The sequence below is a fragment of the Streptomyces sp. ADI95-17 genome, from assembly GCF_003846175.1.
GTDB classification, from domain to species: Bacteria; Actinomycetota; Actinomycetes; order Streptomycetales; family Streptomycetaceae; genus Streptomyces; species Streptomyces sanglieri.
This window is the reverse complement of sequence record NZ_ML123046.1, coordinates 431,949-454,299: the sequence shown is the minus strand read 5'-3', so window position 1 is coordinate 454,299 and position 22,351 is coordinate 431,949. Positions and strand designations below refer to the sequence as shown.

Here is a 22,351-nt window from a genome sequence, read left to right as displayed (position 1 = left end):
GAACACACCCTGAGCGCGGCGATGCCGGACCTGTCGGACCTCTTCGAGGTCGGTGACTCGTCGAAGTTCGCCGTGGGCCAGTGGTGGGCCGTGGAGATCAACGCACTGGCCGGGAAGTACGAGAAGGAGATCCAGCGGCTCGTCCAGGTCACCGATGTCGTCGACTCGACGCACGTCCGGGTCAACTACCAGATCGGCTGGGACCTGGCCGCCGGCCGGACCCTGACCTGGACCCGGGTCGAGCCCGTCGACCGCGCCCACGTCCGCAACATGGTCTTCGAGGGCTGGGGCGAGGACGAGATGACCGGCTCGCACCCGGTCGCCTACGAGTACGCGGTGCGCTGCGACGTCTCCGGGATCGAGGCCATCGGCACCTTCTGGCCGGTGGTGATGCGCCGCTGGTGCACGTACTACCGCACCGAGCAGTGCTCGCTGACCAACCCGAAGTCCGTCACCTACGGCGGCGCGGGCTACCTCACCCAGCAGATCTACTGTCTGTACGGGCACGTCGAGGACTGTCACACCTCCAACGCCCGTCACCTCAACGACTTCACGGCCTCCGCCTACTGCTACGTCACCAACTGCCACGGCGACGGTGACGACGAGGGCCCGTTCGTGACGCACGGTCAGTTCGAGCACGACCTCGTCTACACCGGCAACTCCGGCCTGATGACCTTCGCCAACTCCGGTGCGGCCTGGGGCGGCAGGGCCAAGCGCATCACCGTACGCCGGCACGCCTGCTCCTGGTTCGTGGCCCGGGTCAAGATCACCGATCTGACCCTGGAAGACGTCCTGGTCATCGGCAAGAAGTCGCTCGCAGGCTCCGGAATGCTCTGGGTCAACGCCGACGGTGTGCAGATGCGCGGCTGTACGGCCACGGGTCCGCTGATCGTCTCCCGGGCCTCGGACCTCTCGGCCCGCCCCAATGTGATCGCCGACTCCTCGTTCGCGTTCGCGTCGGGCGCCGAGATCACCCAGGCCAATGTCACCGCCCCGCTCACCCTTCAGCGCTCCACTCTGAAGGGCGTCGACGGCGCGGTGTTCAACGGCACCGGCCCGCTCACCCTGGACCAGTGCACGCTGACCGGCTCCAAGGACACCGCCCCGGTCTCACTCGCACACTCCGAGGTCACCGTGCTGGGCGGCGAACTCCGCGACACCGGGCTGAAGCTGACCTCGGCGAAGGACCAGCGGCTGCGCATCGACGGAACGCGGCTGAACGGCACCAACAAGGACGGCGCCCTGCTCGCCCGTACCGGCTCCGGACGGACCGTCGACTGGCAGCTCACCGGCCTCGACTCGACCGCGCCCAAGGGCACCGCCCATCTGCTGGTCACCGAGGGCCCCAACCGTTACCGGGCCACCGGCTCCACCTTCACCGGCGGCCGGATCGAACTGCGGCCCGCGGCGTTCACCGGTGACAGCCATCTGCTGCACACCGGCTGCGTCGAGGACGGCACCGAGCGCACCGCGCTGCCGGACGAGGGCGACCGCGTCGCCCACACCGCGGCCACGCTGCGCATCTGACCACCACGCCCATCGAGCACCAGGGATTCCCGTGTCCACGCATACCCCGATCACCGGCCGGCCCGTACGGGTCGCGCTCGTCGGCGCCGGCAACCGCGGTCTGACGTACGCCGAGTGGATCAAGGCGCACCCCGAGCGCGCCGAACTCGTCGCCGTCGCCGACCCGCGCCCCGCGGCACGGGCCGCCGCCGGCGCACCCGTCGAGTTCGACGACTGGCGTCCGCTGGTCGACAACCGCATCGCCGACGCCGTCGTCGTCGCCACCCAGGACCGCTTCCATGTGGAGCCGGTGCTGGCGCTGGCCGAGGCCGGTTACGCGATCCTCGCCGAGAAGCCCCTCGCCCCGACCGAGGAGGAGACCCGGCGGATCGTCGAGGGTGTGGAGCGGGCCGGAGTCCTGTTCGCGGTGTGCCACGTCATGCGGTACACCCCGTACACCGACCTGGTGAAGGAGGTCGTGGACTCCGGGGTGCTCGGTCAGCTGGTCTCCCTCGACCATCTGGAGCCGGTCGGCTGGTGGCACTACGCGCACAGTTATGTGCGCGGGCCGTGGCGCAGCGAGAAGGACTCCTCGCCGATGCTGCTCGCCAAGTCCTGCCACGACCTGGACTGGATCACGTACGTGATGGGCGGCCGGATCGAGCGGGTGTCCAGCTTCGGCGGGCTGAAGCACTTCCGGCCGGAGAACGCGCCGGCCGGATCCGCCGAGCGCTGCCTCGACTGCGCGGTGGAGTCCGGCTGCCCGTACAGCGCGCTGAAGCTGTACATGCCGACGCTGCGCGAGAAGGGCGCTGTCTGGCCGGTCACCCATGTCACCGAGGCGACCGACGAGGCCGGTCTCGTGCAGGCGCTGCGCGAGGGCCCGTACGGCGTCTGCGCGTACCGGAGCGACAACGACGTGGTCGACCACCAGGTCCTCGCGATGCAGCTGACGGACGGGGTGACCGCGACCTTCCAGATGGTGGCGTTCACCGAGCAGACGCACCGCCAGACCCGGATCTTCGGCTCGCACGGCTGGCTGATCGGGGACGGCGAGCGGGTCACGGTGCAGGACTTCCGGACCGGCGAGACCACCGTCCATGAACTCGGCGCGTCCGGTTCGAACGCGGCGGACGGGCACGGCGGCGGGGACGCCGCGCTCGTCGAGGCGTTCGTCACCGCCGTCGCCACGGGTGACGCCGGGGCGGTCCGCTCCGGTCCCGCCACCTCGCTCGGCAGTCATCTCGCGGCGTTCGCCGCCGAACGTGCCCGGCACACCGGCACCGTCCAGACGGTCCCGGCGCAGTGACTTCTTCCCGCCCCACCCTCACGTCCTCGGAGGACCACCTCATGTCCCGTCTCCTCACCCGCCGTTCCAGAGTCCGCGCCGTCGCCGCCCCCGTGGTGGCCACCGCGCTGGCCGCCGGAGTGCTGGCCGGCTGTTCCGGCAGCGGCAGCGACGACAACACCGTCACCATGTGGACCTACCCGGTCATCTTCGACGAGGCCAAGAACAAGGCGTACTGGGACGGCCTGGTCAAGGCGTTCGAGAAGGACCACAAGGGCGTCAAGGTGAAGGTGGAGACCTTCCCGTGGGCCAACCGCGACACCGCGCTGGCCACCGCGATCGCCTCCGGCAAGGGCCCGGACGCGGTCTACCTGATCCCGGACCAGCTGCCGAAGTACGCCAAGAGCATCGTCCCGGCCGACGACTACATGCCGGCCGACGCCAAGTCGGACTACACCGACTTCGCGCTGAAGTCCGTCACGGTGGACGGCAAGGCGCTCGGCACCCCGATCCTGACCAGCGCCAACCCGCTGATCTGCGACAAGCGGGTGTTCGCCGCGATCGGCGAGAAGACCTACCCGACGAGCTGGGCGGACCTGGAGGCGCTGGCCCCGAAGCTGAAGGCGAAGGGCTACTACGCCACCAGCTACAGCGGTGACACCCAGCAGACCCTGAACATGACCTTCTACCCGCTGCTGTGGCAGGCCGGCGGCGACGTCTTCTCCGAGGACGGCAAGACGGTCACGTTCAACGACGCGGCCGGCGTCAAGGCGCTGACGTACCTGAAGAAGCTCGTGGACGGCGGCTACACCGACAAGGACCTGGTCACCACCACGCCCAAGCTGGAGCAGACCCCGACCGCCAAGGGCAAGATCGCCTGCACCTGGCAGAACACCCCGGCGGACGTCGAGCCGTTCTGGGGCAAGGAGAACATCGTCGTCCAGCCGCCGCTGAAGGACGCGAAGTCGGTCGGCTACGGCACGGTCGGCGCGCTGTCGATGCTGAAGGGCGCCGACAAGAAGAACACCGGCGACTGGCTGAACTTCGTCGCCGAGTCGAAGAACGCGGCCGGTCTGCAGAAGGGCGCGGGCTACTTCCCGGCCCGCAAGTCCGGCGGCGACCTGTACCCGGGCGACGCCCTGCAGACGGCGGTCGGCGCCACGCTGCCGAGCATGACCGTGGGCCCGCTCCAGGACAAGGCCCGTGAGGTCCAGGGCGTGCTCGCGCCGGAGATCCAGGCGGCGCTGCTGGGCAAGAAGAGCCCGCAGGAGGCGCTGAACGCCGCGCAGAAGGCCGCGCAGGCGATGCTCGGCCGCTAGACCGGGCGCGGTACCGGGGTCCGACCGCACTCGGACCCCGGTACCGCCCCTCCCCCGGGGGCACTCCCCCCGACCCCCCGCAATTCCCCCGTACCGCAAGGAGATCCCCGTGGCAGTCGTCGCGGAACCAACCCGCCGGGGCCGTCGCAGCGGGCCGCAGGCGCGCCGCGAGGCCCGGATCGGCCTGCTCTTCGTCCTTCCGTGTTTCCTGCTCTTCCTGGCGTTCCGGTTCGGTCCGGGCATCGCCGGTGTGCTGATGAGCTTCACCGACTACTCCCTCACGGGCGGTGGCAGCTTCATCGGGCTGGACAACTTCACCCGCCTGTGGGACGACCCGCTGTTCTGGCAGGCGCTGAAGGTCACGGTCCTCTACACCGTGCTCGCCGTGCCGGGCACGCTCATCGCCTCGGTGTCGCTGGCGCTGATCACCCGCCGCGCGTTCCGCGGCGCGAAGTTTTTCCGTTCGGTGTTCTTCCTGCCGGTCGTCACCTCGCTGGTGCTGGCCGCCACCGTCTTCGTCTGGATCTTCTCGACCGGTGGGCCGTGGTCCACCCTGATGAGCTGGTTCGGGATGTCCGAGGGCTCCTGGCTCTCCGACGACGTGCTGGTGCTGCCCGCGCTCGCGATCGTCGGCGTCTGGTCCCGCTTCGGGTACGGGATGCTCATCCTGCTGGCCCGGATGCAGGACATCCCCCGGGAGCTGGAGGAAGCCGCGCTCACCGACGGCGCCGGCCCCTGGCAGCGGTTCCGGTACATCGTGCTGCCGCAGCTCAAGCCCGCCCTGTTCTTCCTCGCCGTGATCGAGACGACGGCCTCGTTCCAGGTCTTCGACGCGGTGTACACGATGACCGGCGGCGGCCCCGCCAACGCCAGCTACACGCTCGTCTTCCAGCTCTACGACGCGGGCTTCAAGTACTTCGACCTGGGTTACGCCTCCGCCATCGGCGTCGCGCTCTTCGCGCTGACCGTGGTGGTCGCGGTGATCCAGCGGCTCGTGATCGGGAAGGACCAGTGACCATGACCGCAGCACCCGCCCAGACCGAGACCCCGCCCGGGCCCCCGCCCGGGGCGAAGGCCCCCGCGGCCCCCGACCGGGCCGCCCGCCGTGCCGAACGCAAGCTGCGCAAGCTCTCGGAGCAGGACACCGTCCCGTACGGCATGCGGCCCACCCGGGCCGGCCGGATCGGCCGCGCCGTCCTGCTGACGGTGGCCGCGCTCGTCACGATCTTCCCGTTCTACGCGATGGTCGTGCTCTCCCTGAAGCCGTCCGCGGCGGTCGAGTTCCCCGGCAGCCTGCTGCCGTGGCCGCTGACCGGCGAGGCGTACGACACCGTCATGAACGCCCAGGACGTGCCGCGCTGGCTGGTCAACACGCTGGTCTACTCGGTCGTCTCGGTCGTCGGCGTGCTGCTGCTCGCCTCGCTCGCCGGGTACGCCTTCGCCAAGAAGCGCTTCCCCGGCCGGGAGACCATGTTCTGGTCGTTCCTGTCGATGGTGATGGTCCCGTACCACGTCACGATGATCCCGACGTTCGCGATGATCGCGAAGCTGGGCGGCGTGGACACGTACTGGGGTCTGATCGTGCCGACCCTGGCCAACGCCCAGGCGGTGTTCCTGATGCGGCAGTTCATCCAGGGGCTGCCGGACGAGCTCTTCGAGGCGGCCCGGCTGGACGGCTGCAACGAGTGGCAGATCTTCTACCGGATCGTGCTGCCGCTGCTGAAGCCGATCCTGGCCACACTGGGCGTCTTCGTCTTCCTGTGGCACTGGAACGACTTCCTGTGGCCGCTGGTCATCGGCCAGTCCACCGACATGCGCACCCTCACCGTCGGCATCGCCTCGCTCCAGCAGCAGAACGTGCCGCTCAATGTGGTGCTCTCCGGCTCCGTCATCGCGTTCGTGCCCATCTTCGCCGCGTACATGGTGGGCCAGCGCTACTTCACCGAGGGCGTCACCGCGTCCGGAATCAAGGGATAGCAACGAATGTTCACCGATGAGGCCGCGCTCGAAGAGCGGCTCGCCACCCCCTCCCCCGCGCTCGTCGCCGATCTCGGCCGCCTCGAAGGCGATCTGCTGGTGCTCGGCGCGGGCGGCAAGATGGGCCCCAGCCTGTGCCGGCTGGCCCGCCGGGCGCTGGACGCCGCGGGCCGCGACGACGTGACCGTGTACGCGGTCTCCCGCTGGTCCGACAAGTCCGCCGCCGACGAGCTGGAGGCCGCCGGGGTCTCCACCGTGGCCTTCGACCTGATGGACCCGGCCGCCGACCTGGACGGACTGCCGGACGCCGGGAACGTCGTCTTCATGGTCGGCGCCAAGTTCGGCTCGGCCGGGGCCCCTTCGCACGCCTGGGCGGTGAACGCCGCGATGCCGGACCGGGTGGCGCGCCGCTGGTCGGGGGCGCGGATCGCCGCGTTCTCCACCGGCAATGTGTACCCGCTGGTCCCGGTCTCCTCCGGCGGCTGCACCGAGAGCGACCCGGTCGGCCCGGTCGGCGAGTACGCCATGTCGTGCCTGGGCCGGGAGCGGATCTTCGGCCACGCCGCGCTGACCCGTGGCACCCGGGTCGCCAACATCCGGCTCAACTACGCGGTCGACCTGCGCTACGGCGTCCTCGCCGACATCGCCTACCGCGTACAGGCCGGCGAGCCCGTCGATGTGACGACCGGTCACGCCAATGTGGTGTGGCAGGGGTACGCCAACGAGGTCGCGCTGCGCTCGCTGCTGCACGCCACCGACGGCGAGGCGTTCACCATCAACCTCACCGGCCCCGAGACCGCTTCGGTGCGCCGCATCGCCCGGTGGTTCGGCGAGGAGTTCGGCAAGGAGCCGGTGTTCGCCGGCGAGGAGGCGCCCACCGCGCTGCTCTCCGACGCGAGCCGCTGCCACGCGCTGTTCGGCTATCCGGACGTCGCGCTGCGCACCCTCGTCGAGTGGCAGGCCGACTGGCTGCGCCGCGGGCTGCCGCTGTCCGGCAAGCCCACCAAGTTCCAGGTCCGTGACGGAAGGTTCTGATCCACTCCATGTCCACTCCCTCCCTCGCGTCGACCCCCGCCCTGGACGCGCTCGCCCAGGGTGCCGTGATCCCCGCGCACCCGCTCGCCCTGCACGACGACGGCTCCTTCGACGAGCGCCGGCAGCGTGCGCTGACCCGCTACTACCTGGCCTCGGGCGCGGGCGGCGTCGCCGTCGCCGTGCACACCACCCAGTTCGAGATCCGGGAGCCGGAGGTCGGTCTGTTCCGGCCGGTGCTGGAGCTCGCCGCCGAGACGATCGACGCCGAGGCCGGCCGCCCGTTCATCAAGGTCGCCGGTGCCTGCGGGTACACGGCGCAGGCCGTCGCCGAGGCCGAGACCGCCGCCGAACTCGGTTACGACGCGGTGCTGCTCAGCCCGGCCGTGCCCGGCGCGGACGAGAAGGGCCTGCTGGAGCGGGCGCGGGCGGTCGGCGAGGTGCTGCCGGTGATCGGCTTCTACCTCCAGGAGGCGGTCGGCGGACGCTATCTGTCGCCGCACTTCTGGTCCTCGTTCACCGATCTGCCGAACACGGCCGCGGTGAAGATCGCCCCGTTCGACCGCTACCGCACCGCCGATGTCGTACGCGCCGTGGCCGCCGCCGACCGGGCCGACGAGGTGGCGCTGTACACCGGCAACGACGACGACATCATCGGTGATCTGCTCACCCCGTACGAGACGGCGGGCGGCAGTCCCCGCTGGTTCGCGGGCGGGCTGCTCGGCCAGTGGGCCGTGTGGACCGGCTCCGCGGTGACGCTCCTGGACGACGTCCGCAAGGCCCGCGGCGGGGACCACGAGGCGATGGTGCGCTGCCTGGCCCGGCGCCCCGAACTGACCGACGCCAACAGCGCGGTCTTCGATGTGCGCGGCGCGTTCCGCGGCTGCATCGCCGGGGTCCACGAAGTGCTGCGCCGCCAGGGCCTGTTGGCGAACATCCGGTGCCTGGACCCGGCCGAGACGCTCTCCCCCGGACAGGCCGAGGAGATCAGCCGGGTGGCCGCGGCCTACCCTTGGCTGACCGATGACGCCTTCGTTGCGGAGCACCTCGATGCCTGGCTCTCCTGATCCTGCCGACCGCTCCCGGGTGGTCGTCGCCGTACCGCCGGGCCTGCGCGCCCAGTTCTTCACCGCCGAGGTGTGGCGGGAGCTGGAGCGGGCGGCCGAACTCACCGTCGTCGACGAGCACTCCGACCGGGCGGCGGTCACGGCCGCGCTGCCCGGCGCCCGGGCGCTGATCACCTCGTGGCGGGCGCCCAAGGTGGACGCCGGGCTGCTCGCCTCGGCCGACCGGCTGGAGCTGGTGGCGCACACCGGTTCGGCGGTCGCGCCCTATGTCACCGAGGAGGTGTTCCGGCGCGGCATCCTGGTCACCCAGGCCGGTGACGAGATGGCCCGCCCGGTCGCCGAGGTGGCCCTCGCCTTCACGCTCTCGCTGCTGCACCGCATCCAGCGCTTCGACCACGCGCTGCGCGGCGGGCTGGAGTGGGCGGCGGCGAGCGAGGCCCCGCCGCGCCACGAGATCCACGGCAGCGACATCGGCGTGATCGGTGCCTCCCGCACCGGGCGCGCCTACATCGCCCTGGTGCGGGCGATGGGCGCGCGGGTGAGCGTCACCGACCCGTATCTGTCCGCCGCGGACGCCGAGGCGCTCGGTGTGGAGTCCGTACCCCTCGAAACGCTGCTCTCGCGCAGCAGGATCGTGGCCGTGCACGCACCGGTCACCGAGGAGACCCACCGGATGATCGGCGCCGAGCAGCTGGCGCTGATGCCGGACGGGGCGGGTCTGGTGAACACCGCCAGGTCGTGGCTGGTGGACGAGGACGCGCTCCTCGCCGAACTGGCCCCGGGCCGGCTGGACGCGGCGATCGACGTGTTCGACGCCGAACCGCTGCCCGCCGACCACCCGTTCCGTTCGCTGCCCAACGTGCTGCTCACCCCGCACCAGGCGGCGGGCAGCGTCGAGTGCCGGCAGCGGCTGGGCGCCAGCGCCGTCGACGAGGTGCTGCGACTGCTCGCCGGACGTCCCCCGGTCCACGCCGTCACCACCGACGCCCTCACCCGTCTGCACTGAGGGCTCGCAGGTACCCCAACCCCCGTACCGTTCAGGAGATTTCACTTCATGCGACTGATGCGCATCGGCGAGCCGGGCCACGAGCGCCCGGTCCTCGTCTGCCCCGAGGGCCGTCACTACGACCTGTCCGGCATCACCGAGGACATCGACGGCGCGTTCCTCGCCGCGCTCGCCGACAACCCGCACCTGGTGCCCGCCGAGCCGGTGCTCCCGGAGACCGACATCACCGGTCAGCGGATCGGCGCCCCGGTGGCCCGGCCGTCCGCACTGCTCTGCATCGGGCAGAACTACGCGGCCCACGCGGCGGAGTCGGGGGCCGAGCCGCCCGAGCAGCCGATCCTCTTCTACAAGTCGCCGAACACCGTCGTCGGCCCGTACGACGACGTACTGATCCCGCGCGGCTCGAAGAAGACGGACTGGGAGGTGGAGCTGGCCGTGGTCATCGGCCGCCGCGCCTCCTACCTGGACTCCCCCGCCGACGCCGCCGCGCACATCGCGGGCTACGCCGTCAGCAACGACGTGTCCGAACGGGCCTTCCAGCTGGAGGAGTCGGGCGGGCAGTGGTCCAAGGGCAAGAGCTGCGCGACGTTCAACCCGCTGGGCCCGGTGCTGGTGACGGCCGACGAGGTCGGCGACCCGCAGCAGCTGCGGCTGCGCAGCTTCGTCAACGGTGAGCCCAGGCAGGACTCCTCCACCGCGGACATGATCTTCAGCGTGGCGCATCTGGTGCACCACCTGTCGCAGTACCTGGTGCTGGAGCCCGGCGACGTCATCAACACCGGCACCCCGCAGGGCGTGGCGCTGTCCGGCCGCTTCCCCTACCTGGGCCCGGACGATGTGATGGAGGTCGAGATCTCGGGCCTCGGCCGGCAGCGCAGCGTCTGCCGGCCCGCGTGACGGAGGCCGTGACGCCTCTCAGTCCTCCGGGAGTTCGACCGGGGCGATGTCGTCGAAGACGTCGCCCGGGCCGGGGTTCGTCGCATCGGTCGCGCCGCCGAACCGGGTCATCACACCCCAGACGGCGTTGAGCGCGGTCTGTACGGCGCCCTCGGCCCATCCGGCCGTCCAGGAGATGTCGTCGCCCGCGAGGAACAGCCCCCGGCGGTCGGCGGGCAGCCGGTCCTGCATGAAATGGGTGAACAGCCGCCGCTGGTAGCGGTAGTGGCCCGGCAGGTTGGCCTTGAACGCGCCCATGAACCACGGCTCGTTCTCCCAGGAGACCGTGACCGGGTTGCCGATGATGTGCTTCCTGATGTCGACGTCCGGGTAGATCTCGCCGAGCGACTTGAGCATGACGTCCATGCGCTCGTTCGGGGAGAGCGGCAGCCACTTCAGGCTGTCGTCGCACCAGGTGTACGAGAGGCAGATGACGGCGGGCCGGTCGGGGCCGTCGTCCAGCAGGTACGTCCCCCGGGTCATCCGGTCGGTGAGCGTCATCGACATGGCCTCCCGCCCCGTGGTCTCGTCCTTGTCGAGCCAGAACGGCCGGTCGACGGGGACGAAGAGCTTGGACGACTCCATGTAGTGGGTGCGCTCCATCGCCGTCCAGTGGTCGATCGGGAAGAGCGCGTCGTCGCAGTCGATCTTCGAGAGCAGCAGCCAGGACTGCCCGGTGAAGATCGCGGCCGGGTAGGTGCGGATGTCGCCGGTGGCGTCGGTGACGGTGATCCGGTTGCCGGCGGTGCGGTTCAGCCGGGTCACGGCGGGGCGCGGCTCGCCGTCGTGCAGCGAGGACAGCGACGTGCCCAGCGGCCAGTGGACGATCTTCTGCGGCTCGCGGTCCCAGAGCCGCAGCGGAAGCTGCTGGCTGCCGCCGACGATGACCCGGTGGTGGTCGTCCGCCTCGGTGTAGACGACGCGGAGGATCTCCAGGATGGAGTTGGGGAAGTCGGTGTCCCAGCCGCCGGTGCCGAAGCCGACCTGGCCGAAGATCTCCCGGTGCCGGAACGACTTGAAGGCGTCGGAGTCGCAGAGGAATCCGTAGAAGGTCTGGTTGTCGAGCTTCTGGACGAGCTCCGACCAGATCTCCCGGATGCGCGGCACATCGCGCTCACGCATCGCGCGGTTCATGTCGGAGAAGTCCGCGCCCTCCTCCAGACACCGGTTCCAGGCGTCCATCACATCGCGGTAGACCTGCGGCAGGTCGTCGATGGTCCGCGCGTAGTGGGACTCGCCCTTGAGGTCGACGACCGTCGAGGGGGTGGCCGGGGAGAGCGGGTTGGGGAACGGCTTCGTCTCCAGGCCGACCAGGTCGATGTAGTGCTGGAGCGCGGTGGAGGACGGCGGGAAGCGCATCGCCCCCATCTCGGCGGTGAGTTCCGGGTCGCAGCCGTCGAATCCGACGGTGCGCAGCCGGCCACCGATCTGGTCCGCCTCGTAGACGACGGGCCTGAGCCCCATCTTCATCAGCTCGTACGCGGCAATGATGCCGGAGAGCCCGCCGCCGATGACGGCGACCTCGGTGCCGTGCTCGGTCGCCGGTATCTGCCCGATACCGGCGGGGTGCGCCAGGAAGTCGTCGTACGCGTAGGGGAAGTCCGGCCCGAACATGGTGATCGGCTCGGCGGCGTCGGTGTGCTGGACGGCGTTGGGCACCGTGGACGTCATGGGGTACGGACTCCTTGCGCGAAAGACAGTGGAACGGTGGGGCGGGCTCAGACGAGGGAGCCGTACAGGCCGGGGCGGCGGTCGTGCAGATACGGGTTGGCGGTCCGCGATGCGCTCAGCAGCGCCGGGTCCACCTCACCGACGACCAGTTCCTTGCCGCGTCCGGCGCGGCTGCGGACGGCACCGTCGGGACCGGCCAGGCAGCTCAGCCCGACGAACTCGAACTCGCCCTCCGGACCGGTCCTGTTGACGTACGCGATGTACATCTGGTTCTCGAAGGCGCGGACCGGCACGAGGGACTCGGCGACGAACTGGAAGGGGTGCATCTGCGCGGTGGGCACCAGCAGCAGATCGGTGCCCGCGAGGGCGTGGGCGCGGACGTTCTCCGGGAACTCGACGTCGTAGCAGATCATGATCCCGATGCGTACGCCGTCCAGTTCGGCCTGGACCACGGTCTGCTCGCCCGGGGTGAACCACTCGTGCTCGAAGGCGCCGAAGAGGTGGGTCTTGCGGTAGTTGGCGAGCGGGGCCCCGTCCGGGCCGATGAGCTGTGCGGCGTTGAAGATCCGCTCACCGGCGCGCTCGGGGTAGCCGTAGAGGACGGCGAGCCCGTGCCGGGCGGCGATCTCGCCTACGGCCAGGGCGGCCGGCCCGTCGGCCGGCTCGGCCAGCCGGTCCGTCTCGGCCCCGATCGCGTAGCCGGTCAGGAACAGTTCGGGGCAGACCAGGAGCCGGGCACCGGCGTCGGCAGCACGCCGTGCCGCGCCGTCGAGCACCTCGATGTTCCCGGCCACGTGCCCGGGACGTCCGGAGTTCTGGAGCAGGGCGGTGCGCAACGGCGGCATGGCTGACCTCGGACGGTGCGGGCTGGCGGGGACGTATCGACGGTACGGGCCGCCGCTCTTGGGGGACAAGGCGCGAGTGTTGCGCATGGACCGTCGATTCGTTGCGCGCTCGGAGGCAGCGTGGCGATTCATTGCGCGACGGGAAACACACAGGTCAAGGATGTGATGGAGGCCACGGGCCCGGAGGGCCCGAGGGCTGCCGCTAGCCTGGCGTACTGCTGTACGTGAGGGAGGGGCGCAGTGAGGGACGACGCGCGCGGGCACTGGGTGGACGAGGTGGCAGGGCTGGCGAGGCGCTGGCTCGGGCCGGGCGTGCTGCCGGAGGGGCCGCGGCCGGATGAGTGGTGGGCCGCGCTGGCGGCGCGCACCGCACTGGCCGCGCTGGCGTCCCACGAGGGGTCGGCCGACGTCGCCAGAGCGCTGGCGGCCGCCGTGGGGCTCGGCCTCGACACGGGCACGGAATCCTTACCGGCTCTCCGGCGCCTGGCCACTGAGCGTTCCGCGGAGCCGGACCTCGTCCGCAGGGTGGTGCAGGACGCCGGGCACTCGGGGTACGCCTGGTCACCGCCGCCCGGCGATCGTGATCCGGCGGTCCGCTGGCCGAGGCCGCCGGTCACTCCCGCCCGCTACCTGGAGGGCCCGGAGGGTCCTCCGGAGGAACTGTCCGCAGCCGGGCTGGGGCGTCGTCTCCTGACGGATCACATCCGCACCGGTGCGCCGGAGCAGCTCGACGAAGCGGAGGCCGTTCTTCGGAGCGTGGTCCGGGAGGTGCCCTCGGGCGGAGTGCACCAGGAATCCGCCTACGGCGACCTCGCGTGGGCCCTGCTGCTCCGGTTCGTCCGCTCCGAGCAGCGGGAGGACCTCGACGGGGCGATCGAGTACGCGATGGTCGCCCGGGTCTTCGACCAGCCCTCCGAGCCCGGGGCCGCGCACCCGCCTCCGTGGGAGGCCGTGCTCGGAATGGCACTTCTGGCCCGCCACGACCTGACGGGCCGCGGGGTGGACCTCGACAACGCCGTCGCCGCGCTGGAGCGCTCCGCGGCCCGGCTGCGCAGCGACGATCCCGACCTCGGCACCGTGCTGTCGACGCTGGCGGACGCGCTGCTCTGCCGTCACGGCCAGCGCGGGAACCCGGCGGACCTGCGGCGGGCCGGGGAACTGCAGTACAACGTCGAGCACTACCCCTCGCTCGCCACCGCCCGGTTCGCGGCCTATCTGAGCAGCGGCGACCCGGAAGCACTCGACGATGCCGTGGACGCGGGCACGGCGTCGGTGGAACAGGCCCGGGACCCGGCGCAGCGCGCCTGGAGCCTGAACAACCTGGCCGGGTACCTGCTCGCACGCCACGAGGCGTCGCGGAATCCGTCGGATGCCGCCGCGTCGGTGGACCGGCTGAACAGCGCCCGAGAACTGCTGCGTCGCGGAACCACCGCCTACGCGGCGGTGTCACTGAACCTCGCCCGCGCCCTCATGGCGGGCCCGACGCCCCTGCGCGCCCGGGCCGCCCGGCTGGCGGGCGAGGCGCTGGACACGGAGCACACCACGCTCGCCCTCCAGGCGCAGGCACTCGAACTGCTCTGCGCGGTCGCCGAGTTCGACGGCGGCCGTTCCCCGGTGGTGGAGGTCCGGGCGGAGTTCCTCGACCTGCGGCTCGGCGCCCTCGTGGAACGGCTGAACGCGGAGCCGGCCGGCCCCCGTGTCTCCTCCCTGCGCTGGGCCCGGGCCCGGCTTCGCCGGGGAATGGGGCGGCACGAGGAGAGCCACGAGCTGGCCCGGGAGGTTCTCGGAGACCGGGTGTGGGACGTACTCGCTCAGCCCGATCCCGCGGAGGCGTACCGCTGGGCCCGGCAGACCCTCGGCGAAGCGACGGAGCTGGCGGCCTGGCTCTCGGCCGACGAGCAGCCGGGAGAGGCCTTCGCCGCGGTCGAGTCCGCACGCGATCTCGCTCTGCACGCCGCGGCCGACACGGACCCGGTCGCGGACCGTCTCGCCGCCGTCGGCAGCGACGACCTGCGAAGGCGGTGGCTGCTCGCGAGGGAGAGCACGGTCTCTTCCTCCGGGCCCGCGGCCCCCCGCCGGGAACTCGACGGTCCACCGGCCGGCCAGGACCGTCAACGGCTCCTTGCGGAAGTACGGCTGGCTCTGTCACCGCGGAGCGGGATCGGGCCGGCCCCGGCGGCGGGCCTCCTGGAAAGGCCGTCGCTCCGGGCGCTCGCCGAGCAGGTCCGCGCTGTCGACGCCGACGCCGTTGTGCACCTGGTCCTGGGGCGCGGCGCCACGCCGGGGAGCGCGCTGGTCCTGCACGCGGCGGGAGATGCGACGGCGCTGCCCCTGCCGAACCTCTGCGAGAACTCCGTGAAGCTGCGCCGGTTCGTGCTGGCGCACGACAGGTGCCTGCGGTTCCCCGAGGACAAGCGGGCGGACAACGAGTGGGGCAAGGCGCTGCGAGGGGTGTACGGGTGGTCCTGGCAGGCGGTGGTGGGGCCGCTCCTGAGTCATCTGTCGTCCCGCCCGGAGCTCGCGGAGCGGACGGTTCCGCAGGTGGTGCTGGTGCCCACGGGCACTCTGGGCCTGGTGCCCTGGCACGCCGCACGGCGCAAGGGCGATGGACCCGGATGGCATTACGCGATCGAGGACGCCGGTTTCAGCTACGCACCGTCAGCAGGTTCTCTGGGCGGCTTCGCCGACCGGGCCCAGGCCCCTCTGGACGGCGCGGGACTGGTGGTGGCCGACCCGTCCGACGACCTGCCGCACGCCCGGCAGGAAGGCGGCGACCTCCACCGCTGGTACTACGCCAAGGGACCCCGGCTCGGCCGTTCCGGCGATCCGGTCGCTCCCCCGGCCACACCGCGGGCGGTCCTCGGCTCGCTCCGCGCGGACACGGCTTCCGGCGCACCCCCCGTGGCCCACTTCGCCTGCCACGCCCGCAGTTGTGCCCCCGCAGCCGATTCCCACCTGGTCCTCGCCGGTGGACAGAGGCTCACGGTGGCCGCCCTGCTGCGGAGCGTACGCCCCACCGATCGCCGCGACGGCCCTCTCGTCGTGCTGTCCGGGTGTGCCACGGCCGTACCGGGTGATCGTTACGACGAGTCGCTCAGCCTCGCCACCGCCTTCGCGTCAGCGGGGGCCGCAGCAGTCGTCGGCACCCTGTGGGCGGTGCGCGACGAGGACGCGGCGCAGCTGATGACGGACTTCCACCACTTCCTCAACCTCGATGGGCTGCCCGCCGCCGAAGCCCTGCGCCAGGCCCAGTTGCGCGCGCTCGCACGGGCGCGCCGCCGGACGGCGGGCGGGAGCGCCGCAGGGCGGACCAGGGCCGAGGACCCATTGCACTGGGGGGCCTTCCTCCACTACGGAAGGGGGGTTCCCGGCGCCCTCGGTCCGCACCCCGGTCCGGAGACGGAGGCCGGGTGCGCGGCAGGGCGGACCGACGGGGGGACAGCGCGGACCCGCTCGCCGATCTTCGCCAGGATGCCCGGGGGCGAACGCTCCGAAGTCGTCTGGCTGTGCCCGGAGGCCGACTGCCCGTACCAGGCCAAGGGCGACGCGAAGGCGCCGTTCGACGAGGACACCTGCCCCCGGCATCCCCGGCAGGCTCTGAGGCGGGAGTAGCACGTGGGCGAACTCGTGAAGGGCATGGTGGAGCCGCTCGCCAAGCGGTGGACGGCGGCGATGAGTGGCCCACTGGTGCTGTTCTGGCTGGCCGGAGCCCTGATCGTCGCTCTGCGCCACGGTGGTCTGCCGGACGTCTGCCGTGCGGGGGCACAGGGCCCGGCCGAGCCGGCCTGCCGGCTGGTGGGGCAGGGGCCGTGGGGGGTTGCTCTGGCCGCCGCCGCGGCGACCGCGGTGATGGTCCTCTGCGCGATGGGGCTGTCGGCCGTGGCGTCCCCCCTGCTGGAGATGCTGGCGGGGAAGTGGGGGACGTCGGCCCCGGTGGTGGCCTTCGCCCGGCTGCGTACCGCCCGCCATGCGGCCCGCCGCGAGCGGCTCGCGGGGCGGGCCGGCGACCTGTCCGGTCCCGCCGATCTGGCCGGTGACCGACTGGCCGTGTGGCGGACGCAGAACGCTTGGCGGCGTACCGGGGCCCGACGGACGTGGTCGCACTATCCGCGGCGGCGCGACGAGTTGCGTCCCACAGCGGTGGGCAACGCACTGCACGGGGTGGCCGCCGGAATCGAGCGGAACTACGGGCTGTCCCTGCCCGTCTGCTGGGGGCCGTTCGTCGAGTGCCTGGAGTCCACGGCCCGCGAGCGGCTGGTCGCCTCGGCGACCCGCGTGTCGGGCCGCACGCAGGCGCTGATCTGCGCTGCCGTCGCACCGCTGTGGGCCCTGGCCCTGACCGGTGCGGTGGCCCGGCTGTGCTGGCTGGTGGCCTGTGCGCTGTGCGTCTGGGGTGCGTACCGGGCCCTGCGCTCCGGCGTCGAACAGTACTGCGAGCATGTGCGGGACGTCTTCGCCGTGCACCGGGTCCGGCTCTACCACGCGGCGGGCTTCGCACCGCCTGCCTCGACCGAGGCGGAGGTGGCGTGCGGGCGCCAGTTGAGCAAGGCGCTGGCGATGGAGCTGACCGACGACGTCGCGCACGCGTGGCCGGAGACTCTGTAGGGGACCCGGGTCAGCGTGGGGCGGCGGCTTCGGACGGCTCGGGGTCCGGTCCGTCGGGCGGTCCGGCCGCATACCGCCGCAGCAGCGGCGACAGCACCAGTACGGACTTCGTCCGCTCCACGTACGGCTCGCCCGCGATCCGTTCCAGCACCTGCTCGAAGTGGCGCATGTCGGCGGCGAAGACCTGCACGATCGCGTCGGCCTCCCCGGTCACCGTGGAGGCCGACGCGATCTCCGGATAGCGTGCGAGCCCCCGCTTGATCGCCTCCGGCGAGGTGTTGCGGCTGCAGTAGATCTCGATGAACCCCTCGGTCTCCCAGCCCAGCGCCGCCGGGTCGACCCGGACCGTGAAGCCGGTGATGGCGCCCTCGGCACGCAGCCGGTCCACCCGGCGTTTCACGGCGGGCGCGGACAGACCGATCATCGCGCCGATGTCCGCGTAGGAGCGCCGGGCGTCTTCGGCGAGGGCGTGGACGATGCGTTCGTCGAGGTCGTTCAGGCGCACTTCGGGCGGTTCACTTCTCTGCGATGGCCGGTGTCGGGGGCGGCGCGGGCCGCCCCCGAAGTAGACCATGGCGCGCCCGCCCGGGCGCGCTCACGTCGGGGTGCGACCGGTCAGAACGGGAACCGCGAACGGCCGTGCTGCACCGAGATCCACTTCTGGGTGGTGAAGGCCTCGATCATGGAGTCGCCGTTCAGCCGGCCGAGGCCGGAGCTCTTCTCGCCGCCGAAGGGGACGATCGGCTCGTCGTGGACCGTGCCGTCGTTGATGTGGATCATGCCGGTGTGGATGCGCTGCCCGACCCGTACGCCGCGCTCGATGTCGCCGGTGTGCACAGCGCCGCTCAGGCCGTACGGGGTGTCGTTGGCGATCCGGACCGCCTCGTCCTCGCCGTCGAACGGGATGAGCAGGGCGACCGGGCCGAAGATCTCCTGGGAGAGCACGGGGGAATCGGCGGCCAGCCCGGTCAGCACGGACGGGCTCACCAGATTGCCGTCGGCGCGACCGTGCAGCAGAGCCGTCGCACCGGCCGCCACGGTCTGGTCGACGAGCGTGGAAATGGCCTCGGCCTGCGAGGAGTTGATCAGCGGGCCGATCACGGTGTCCGGCTCGGCCGGGTCGCCGACCTTGAGCGAGGCGACCTTGGCGACGAACTTCTCGGTGAACTCCCGCTCCACCGCCCGGTCGACCAGGATCCGGTTGGCGGCCATGCAGACCTGGCCCTGGTGCACGTACCGGCTGAAGACGGCCGCGTCCACGGCGTAGTCGAGATCGGCGTCGTCGAGGACGATCAGCGCGCTGTTGCCACCGAGTTCGAGCACGGCGCGCTTGAGGTTCGTCGCGCACACCGTGGCGACGTGCCGTCCCACCCTGTCCGAGCCGGTGAAGGAGATGACCTGCGGCACGGGGTGCTCCAGCAGGGCGTCACCGATCTCGGCGATGTCGGTGACCACGACGTTGAGCAGGCCGGCCGGCAGACCGGCCTCCTCGAACACCTTGGCCACCAGCGTGCCGCCGCAGACCGGGGTGTTCTGGTGCGGCTTGAGCACCACCGCGTTGCCGAGCGCCAGGGCGGGGGCGACCGACTTCAGGGACAGCAGGAACGGGAAGTTGAAGGGGCTGATGACGCCGACGACGCCGACGGGCACCCGGTAGACCCGGTTCTCCTTGCCCTCGGTCGGCGAGGGCAGGATCTGCCCGGAGGGGCGCAGCGCGAGCTGGACCGACTCCCGCAGGAACTCCTTGGCGAGGTGCAGTTCGAAGGCCGCCTTCAGCCGGGTGCCGCCCAGCTCCGCGACAATCGCGTCACCGATCTCGGACTCGCGCTCCTCCACGATCCGCAGCGCCCGCTCCAGCACCGTGCGCCGGGCGTACGGGTTGGTCTCGCCCCAGGCCCGCTGGGCGTCCTGCGCGGACCGGTACGCCCGGTCGACCTCGTCGGCCGTGGCGACCGTGATCGAGGCGAGCTTCTCACCGTTGTACGGGTTGAAGTCGATGATGTCCCAGGATCCCTTGCCCGGCCTCCACTCTCCGTCGATGTACTGCTGGGCCAGGTCGGTGAAGAAGGACATGAGTTCCCTTACCACGGAGGAACGGGCAGCTGATTGCGCTTCATGTTACTTATATTTCAATGGGGTTGAAGCGGGTAATGGCGCCGCCGGACGGCTGGAACCGGACATCCGCACGGTCCCTCGCGGCCCCCGGAAACGCCGGTGCCCCTCCCGGCCGCTGCGGCCGGGAGGGGCACCGAATTCGTCCGGGGAGGGATCAGCTCCAGCTGGCGTGCAGCGGCTTGCCCTCGGCGTAGCCCGCGGCGCTCTGCACCCCGACGACCGCCTTCTCGGCGAACTCCGCCAGGGAGGCCGCACCGGCGTAGGTGCAGGAGGAGCGGACGCCCGCGATGATCGAGTCGATCAGGTCCTCGACGCCGGGCCTGGCCGGGTCGAGGAACATCCGCGAGGTGGAGATGCCCTCCTCGAACAGGGCCTTGCGGGCCCGGTCGTAGGAGGACTCGTCCGACGTACGGTTCTTCACGGCGCGCGCGGACGCCATGCCGAAGGACTCCTTGTAGAAGCGGCCGTCGGCGGACTGCTGGAGGTCGCCGGGCGACTCGTACGTACCGGCGAACCAGGAGCCGACCATCACGTTGGACGCGCCCGCGGCGAGCGCCATGGCGACATCGCGCGGGTGCCGGACGCCGCCGTCCGCCCAGACGTGCTTGCCGTACTTCTTCGCCTCGGCGGCGCACTCCAGAACGGCGGAGAACTGCGGCCGGCCCACACCGGTCATCATCCGGGTGGTGCACATGGCGCCGGGGCCGACACCGACCTTGATGATGTCCGCGCCGGCCTCGATGAGGTCGCGCACGCCCTCGGCGGCGACGATGTTGCCGGCGACGATCGGCACCTGCGGGTCGAGCGCGCGCACGGCCCGGACCGCGCTGATCATGGACTCCTGGTGGCCGTGGGCGGTGTCCACGACGAGCGTGTCGACGCCGGCGTCGAGGAGCTGCTTGGCCTTGCCCGCGACGTCGCCGTTGATGCCGACGGCGGCGGCGATCCGCAGCCTGCCCTGCGCGTCGGTGGCGGGGGTGTAGAGGGTGGCGCGCAGTGCGGCCTTGCGGGTGAGGATGCCGACGAGCCGGCCGTCCGCGTCGACCGCGGGGGCGAGCTTGCGGTTGGCACCGTCCAGCTTGTTGAACGCGTCGCGCGGATCGATGTCCGCCTCCAGCAGCACCAGGTCCCTGGTCATGACCTCGGAGAGCTGGGTGAAGCGGTCGACGCCGGTCAGGTCGTGCTCGGTGACGACGCCGACGGGGCGCTGCTCCTCGTCGACGACGACGCCCGCGCCGTGCGCGCGCTTCGGCAGCAGCGACAGGGCGTCGGCGACCGTCTGGCCCGGGGCCAGCACGATCGGTGTGTCGAGTACCAGATGTCGCGTTTTCACCCAGGAGACGACGTCGGTGACGACCTCGATCGGGATGTCCTGCGGGATGACGACGATGCCGCCGCGGCGGGCGATCGTTTCGGCCATCCGGCGGCCCGCGATGGCCGTCATGTTCGCGACGACGAGGGGGATGGTGGTGCCGGTGCCGTCGGGCGAGGAGAGATCGACACCCTGGCGGGAACCGACTGCCGAACGGCCCGGGACCATGAAGACATCGTCGTAGGTGAGGTCGTACGGGACCGAGGGGGACTCTGTGTAACGACCAGTACCGGGCTCAAGAAAACGCATAACGCTCATTTTTTCACACGAAACGGAGCAGGTCGCTTCCACGAAGACACAACAAAGGACACCCGCGTTCGTATGTTCCTCCGAAGGAACCGGACGGGCGTCCCGGGCAAGTGGAACCTGCCTTGCCCGCGGACCCTACCCGAAAGGCATTCGAATCATTCGCGATCATCTTCCCTGGACCTGGTGACAAGGGGTCCGGTAGCTTCAAACTCGCAGGTCCCGTGGGTCTCGACTACGCCCCGGAGGAACAGCCGGAAGGGTCACAACTTCCGTCACCCGTACGACCGGAGAGGATCACGACCCACCCGTGGAGAGCGAACTGCCGGACATCTACTGCCCGTTCCCCCAGCTCACCAACCCGCACGTCGGACACACCCGGGACCATCTCGACGAATGGACCCGCAACACCGGTCTGGTGCATCGTGATTCGGCCAGGGACCGCTTCGTGCAGGCGGACTTCGGCTCGTTCGTCGGCATGGTGTACCCGACCGCCGACAGCAAGAACCTCGACCTCGTCGCGGACTGGTTCGTCTGGCTGTTTCTCGTCGACGACCAGCTCGACGACGGCCATCTGGGCCGCAGCCCCGAGCGGGTACGGGACGTGGTCGAGCTGATGCGCACCGTCATCGAGGGCAACGCCCCGGCCCCGCTGCCGGACGGGCGGCTCCCCGCCGCCGTGGTCGCCCTGGCCGATCTGTGGGAGCGGACGACGCCGACCGCGGCCCCGCACTGGCGCACCCGGTTCGGCTGGCACCTCACCACGTACCTCACGACGGCCACCACCTGGGAGGCGGGCAACCGGGCCGCCGGCGTGGTGCCGACCGAGGAGACGTACATCGCCAAGCGGCGCCACACCGGCGCGATACACGTCTGCATGGACCTGATAGAGATCGTGGCCGGGATCGAGGCTCCCGAGTCGATCCACAACGACTCCCGGTTCATCACCGCGCTGGAAGCCTCGTGCAACGTCGTGTGCTGGGCCAACGACGTGTACTCGTACGAGAAGGAGCAGGTGCTCGGCGAGATCCACAATCTCGTCCATCTGGTCCGGCACCACCGCGGCTACGGACAGCGGCAGGCGCTCGAACACGTCTGCGCGGAGATCGCGATGGAGACGGAGCGCTTCCTCACCGCCGAGGCCGAGCTGCTGGCGGCGTACCCGCAGCTGTCCTGGATGCTCAAGCCGTATCTGGAGGGGATGCGCAGCTGGATGCGCGGCAACCTCGACTGGTCGCGGCAGACCCCGCGCTACAACCCGGCCGATGTGAGTCAGTACGAGGAGCCGGAGGAGTACCTGGAGGCGACGGTCCTGGGCGTGGCCCGGGACTGAGCCGCCGGACACGGAAACGCCCGGACCGCGCGT

General features: G+C 71.2%; 17 protein-coding genes. 12 read left to right on the top strand and 5 right to left on the bottom strand.

From position 1 onward, the window contains the following. The 9 genes from EES42_RS15910 to EES42_RS15870 all read left to right on the top strand — a co-directional run. Positions 1-1,527: peptidase C14 (locus tag EES42_RS15910; protein WP_124719379.1), on the top strand; the 1,527-nt coding region annotated here is incomplete at its 5' end. Positions 1,528-1,558: 31 nt separating this feature from the next. Next, positions 1,559-2,815 carry a Gfo/Idh/MocA family protein gene (locus tag EES42_RS15905; RefSeq protein WP_124718883.1) on the top strand — a complete coding sequence of 419 codons (1,257 nt, stop codon included), beginning with the start codon at positions 1,559-1,561 and terminating at the stop codon, positions 2,813-2,815. Between the two features lie 41 nt (positions 2,816-2,856). Next, positions 2,857-4,113, top strand: coding sequence for an extracellular solute-binding protein (locus EES42_RS15900; RefSeq protein ID WP_124718882.1), 1,257 nt, complete (start codon positions 2,857-2,859; stop codon positions 4,111-4,113). Positions 4,114-4,222: 109 nt separating this feature from the next. Then, positions 4,223-5,128: a carbohydrate ABC transporter permease gene (locus EES42_RS15895; protein ID WP_093541011.1), complete on the top strand. Its 906-nt coding sequence runs from the start codon at positions 4,223-4,225 to the stop codon at positions 5,126-5,128. Between the two features lie 2 nt (positions 5,129-5,130). Then, complete coding sequence (locus tag EES42_RS15890; RefSeq protein ID WP_124718881.1) at positions 5,131-6,090, top strand: carbohydrate ABC transporter permease; 960 nt, start codon at positions 5,131-5,133, stop codon at positions 6,088-6,090. A 6-nt stretch (positions 6,091-6,096) separates the two neighbouring features. After that, positions 6,097-7,125 (top strand): NAD-dependent epimerase/dehydratase family protein, encoded by a 1,029-nt coding sequence (locus EES42_RS15885; protein ID WP_124718880.1) that lies wholly within the window; start codon positions 6,097-6,099, stop codon positions 7,123-7,125. Between the two features lie 8 nt (positions 7,126-7,133). Next, positions 7,134-8,189, top strand: a complete 1,056-nt coding sequence (locus tag EES42_RS15880; protein WP_124718879.1) for a dihydrodipicolinate synthase family protein — start codon at positions 7,134-7,136, stop codon at positions 8,187-8,189. Beyond that, complete coding sequence (locus tag EES42_RS15875) at positions 8,173-9,195, top strand: hydroxyacid dehydrogenase (RefSeq protein WP_124718878.1); 1,023 nt, start codon at positions 8,173-8,175, stop codon at positions 9,193-9,195. Before EES42_RS15880 ends, EES42_RS15875 begins: the two co-directional genes overlap by 17 nt. A gap of 48 nt (positions 9,196-9,243) precedes the next feature. After that, complete coding sequence (locus EES42_RS15870) at positions 9,244-10,092, top strand: fumarylacetoacetate hydrolase family protein (protein ID WP_124718877.1); 849 nt, start codon at positions 9,244-9,246, stop codon at positions 10,090-10,092. A gap of 18 nt (positions 10,093-10,110) precedes the next feature. Here the strand turns inward: EES42_RS15870 and EES42_RS15865 are convergent, their stop codons facing one another. Next, the gene (locus EES42_RS15865; RefSeq protein WP_124718876.1) at positions 10,111-11,802 is read right to left on the bottom strand and encodes a flavin monoamine oxidase family protein; all 1,692 of its coding nucleotides are present in this window, start codon (positions 11,800-11,802) and stop codon (positions 10,111-10,113) included. A gap of 47 nt (positions 11,803-11,849) precedes the next feature. Further along, a complete protein-coding gene (locus EES42_RS15860) occupies positions 11,850-12,647 on the bottom strand; it encodes a carbon-nitrogen hydrolase family protein (RefSeq protein ID WP_124718875.1) in 798 nt (265 codons plus the stop codon). A gap of 240 nt (positions 12,648-12,887) precedes the next feature. On the opposite strand from EES42_RS15860, the gene EES42_RS15855 reads away from it, so the two are divergent. After that, complete coding sequence (locus tag EES42_RS15855; protein WP_124718874.1) at positions 12,888-16,259, top strand: CHAT domain-containing protein; 3,372 nt, start codon at positions 12,888-12,890, stop codon at positions 16,257-16,259. 3 nt (positions 16,260-16,262) lie between these two features. Beyond that, positions 16,263-17,252: a hypothetical protein gene (locus EES42_RS15850; protein WP_124718873.1), complete on the top strand. Its 990-nt coding sequence runs from the start codon at positions 16,263-16,265 to the stop codon at positions 17,250-17,252. Between the two features lie 10 nt (positions 17,253-17,262). Here EES42_RS15850 and EES42_RS15845 read toward each other — a convergent pair whose 3' ends face one another. The 3 genes from EES42_RS15845 to EES42_RS15835 form a co-directional block, all read right to left on the bottom strand. After that, positions 17,263-17,757: an Lrp/AsnC family transcriptional regulator gene (locus EES42_RS15845; protein ID WP_124718872.1), complete on the bottom strand. Its 495-nt coding sequence runs from the start codon at positions 17,755-17,757 to the stop codon at positions 17,263-17,265. A gap of 110 nt (positions 17,758-17,867) precedes the next feature. Next, on the bottom strand, positions 17,868-19,325 hold the full coding sequence (locus tag EES42_RS15840) for an aldehyde dehydrogenase family protein (protein WP_124718871.1): 1,458 nt from the start codon (positions 19,323-19,325) through the stop codon (positions 17,868-17,870). A gap of 196 nt (positions 19,326-19,521) precedes the next feature. Next, entirely contained in the window at positions 19,522-20,988 is a 1,467-nt protein-coding gene (locus tag EES42_RS15835; protein WP_124718870.1) for a GuaB1 family IMP dehydrogenase-related protein, read from the bottom strand. 307 nt (positions 20,989-21,295) lie between these two features. Here EES42_RS15835 and EES42_RS15830 point away from each other — a divergent pair, with 307 nt between their 5' ends. Further along, positions 21,296-22,318 (top strand): terpene synthase family protein, encoded by a 1,023-nt coding sequence (locus tag EES42_RS15830; RefSeq protein ID WP_124718869.1) that lies wholly within the window; start codon positions 21,296-21,298, stop codon positions 22,316-22,318. Positions 22,319-22,351: the final 33 nt, after the last annotated feature.

Bases quoted from the DNA above. Each gene is read 5' to 3' on its own strand.
- EES42_RS15900 (WP_124718882.1), top strand. From the start codon at position 2,857: ATGTCCCGTCTCCTCACCCGCCGTTCCAGAGTCCGCGCCGTCGCCGCC.
- EES42_RS15890 (WP_124718881.1), top strand. From the start codon at position 5,131: ATGACCGCAGCACCCGCCCAGACCGAGACCCCGCCCGGGCCCCCGCCC.
- EES42_RS15885 (WP_124718880.1), top strand. From the start codon at position 6,097: ATGTTCACCGATGAGGCCGCGCTCGAAGAGCGGCTCGCCACCCCCTCC.
- EES42_RS15880 (WP_124718879.1), top strand. From the start codon at position 7,134: ATGTCCACTCCCTCCCTCGCGTCGACCCCCGCCCTGGACGCGCTCGCC.
- EES42_RS15875 (WP_124718878.1), top strand. From the start codon at position 8,173: ATGCCTGGCTCTCCTGATCCTGCCGACCGCTCCCGGGTGGTCGTCGCC.
- EES42_RS15870 (WP_124718877.1), top strand. From the start codon at position 9,244: ATGCGACTGATGCGCATCGGCGAGCCGGGCCACGAGCGCCCGGTCCTC.
- EES42_RS15865 (WP_124718876.1), bottom strand. From the start codon at position 11,802: ATGACGTCCACGGTGCCCAACGCCGTCCAGCACACCGACGCCGCCGAG.
- EES42_RS15860 (WP_124718875.1), bottom strand. From the start codon at position 12,647: ATGCCGCCGTTGCGCACCGCCCTGCTCCAGAACTCCGGACGTCCCGGG.
- EES42_RS15840 (WP_124718871.1), bottom strand. From the start codon at position 19,325: ATGTCCTTCTTCACCGACCTGGCCCAGCAGTACATCGACGGAGAGTGG.
- EES42_RS15835 (WP_124718870.1), bottom strand. From the start codon at position 20,988: ATGCGTTTTCTTGAGCCCGGTACTGGTCGTTACACAGAGTCCCCCTCG.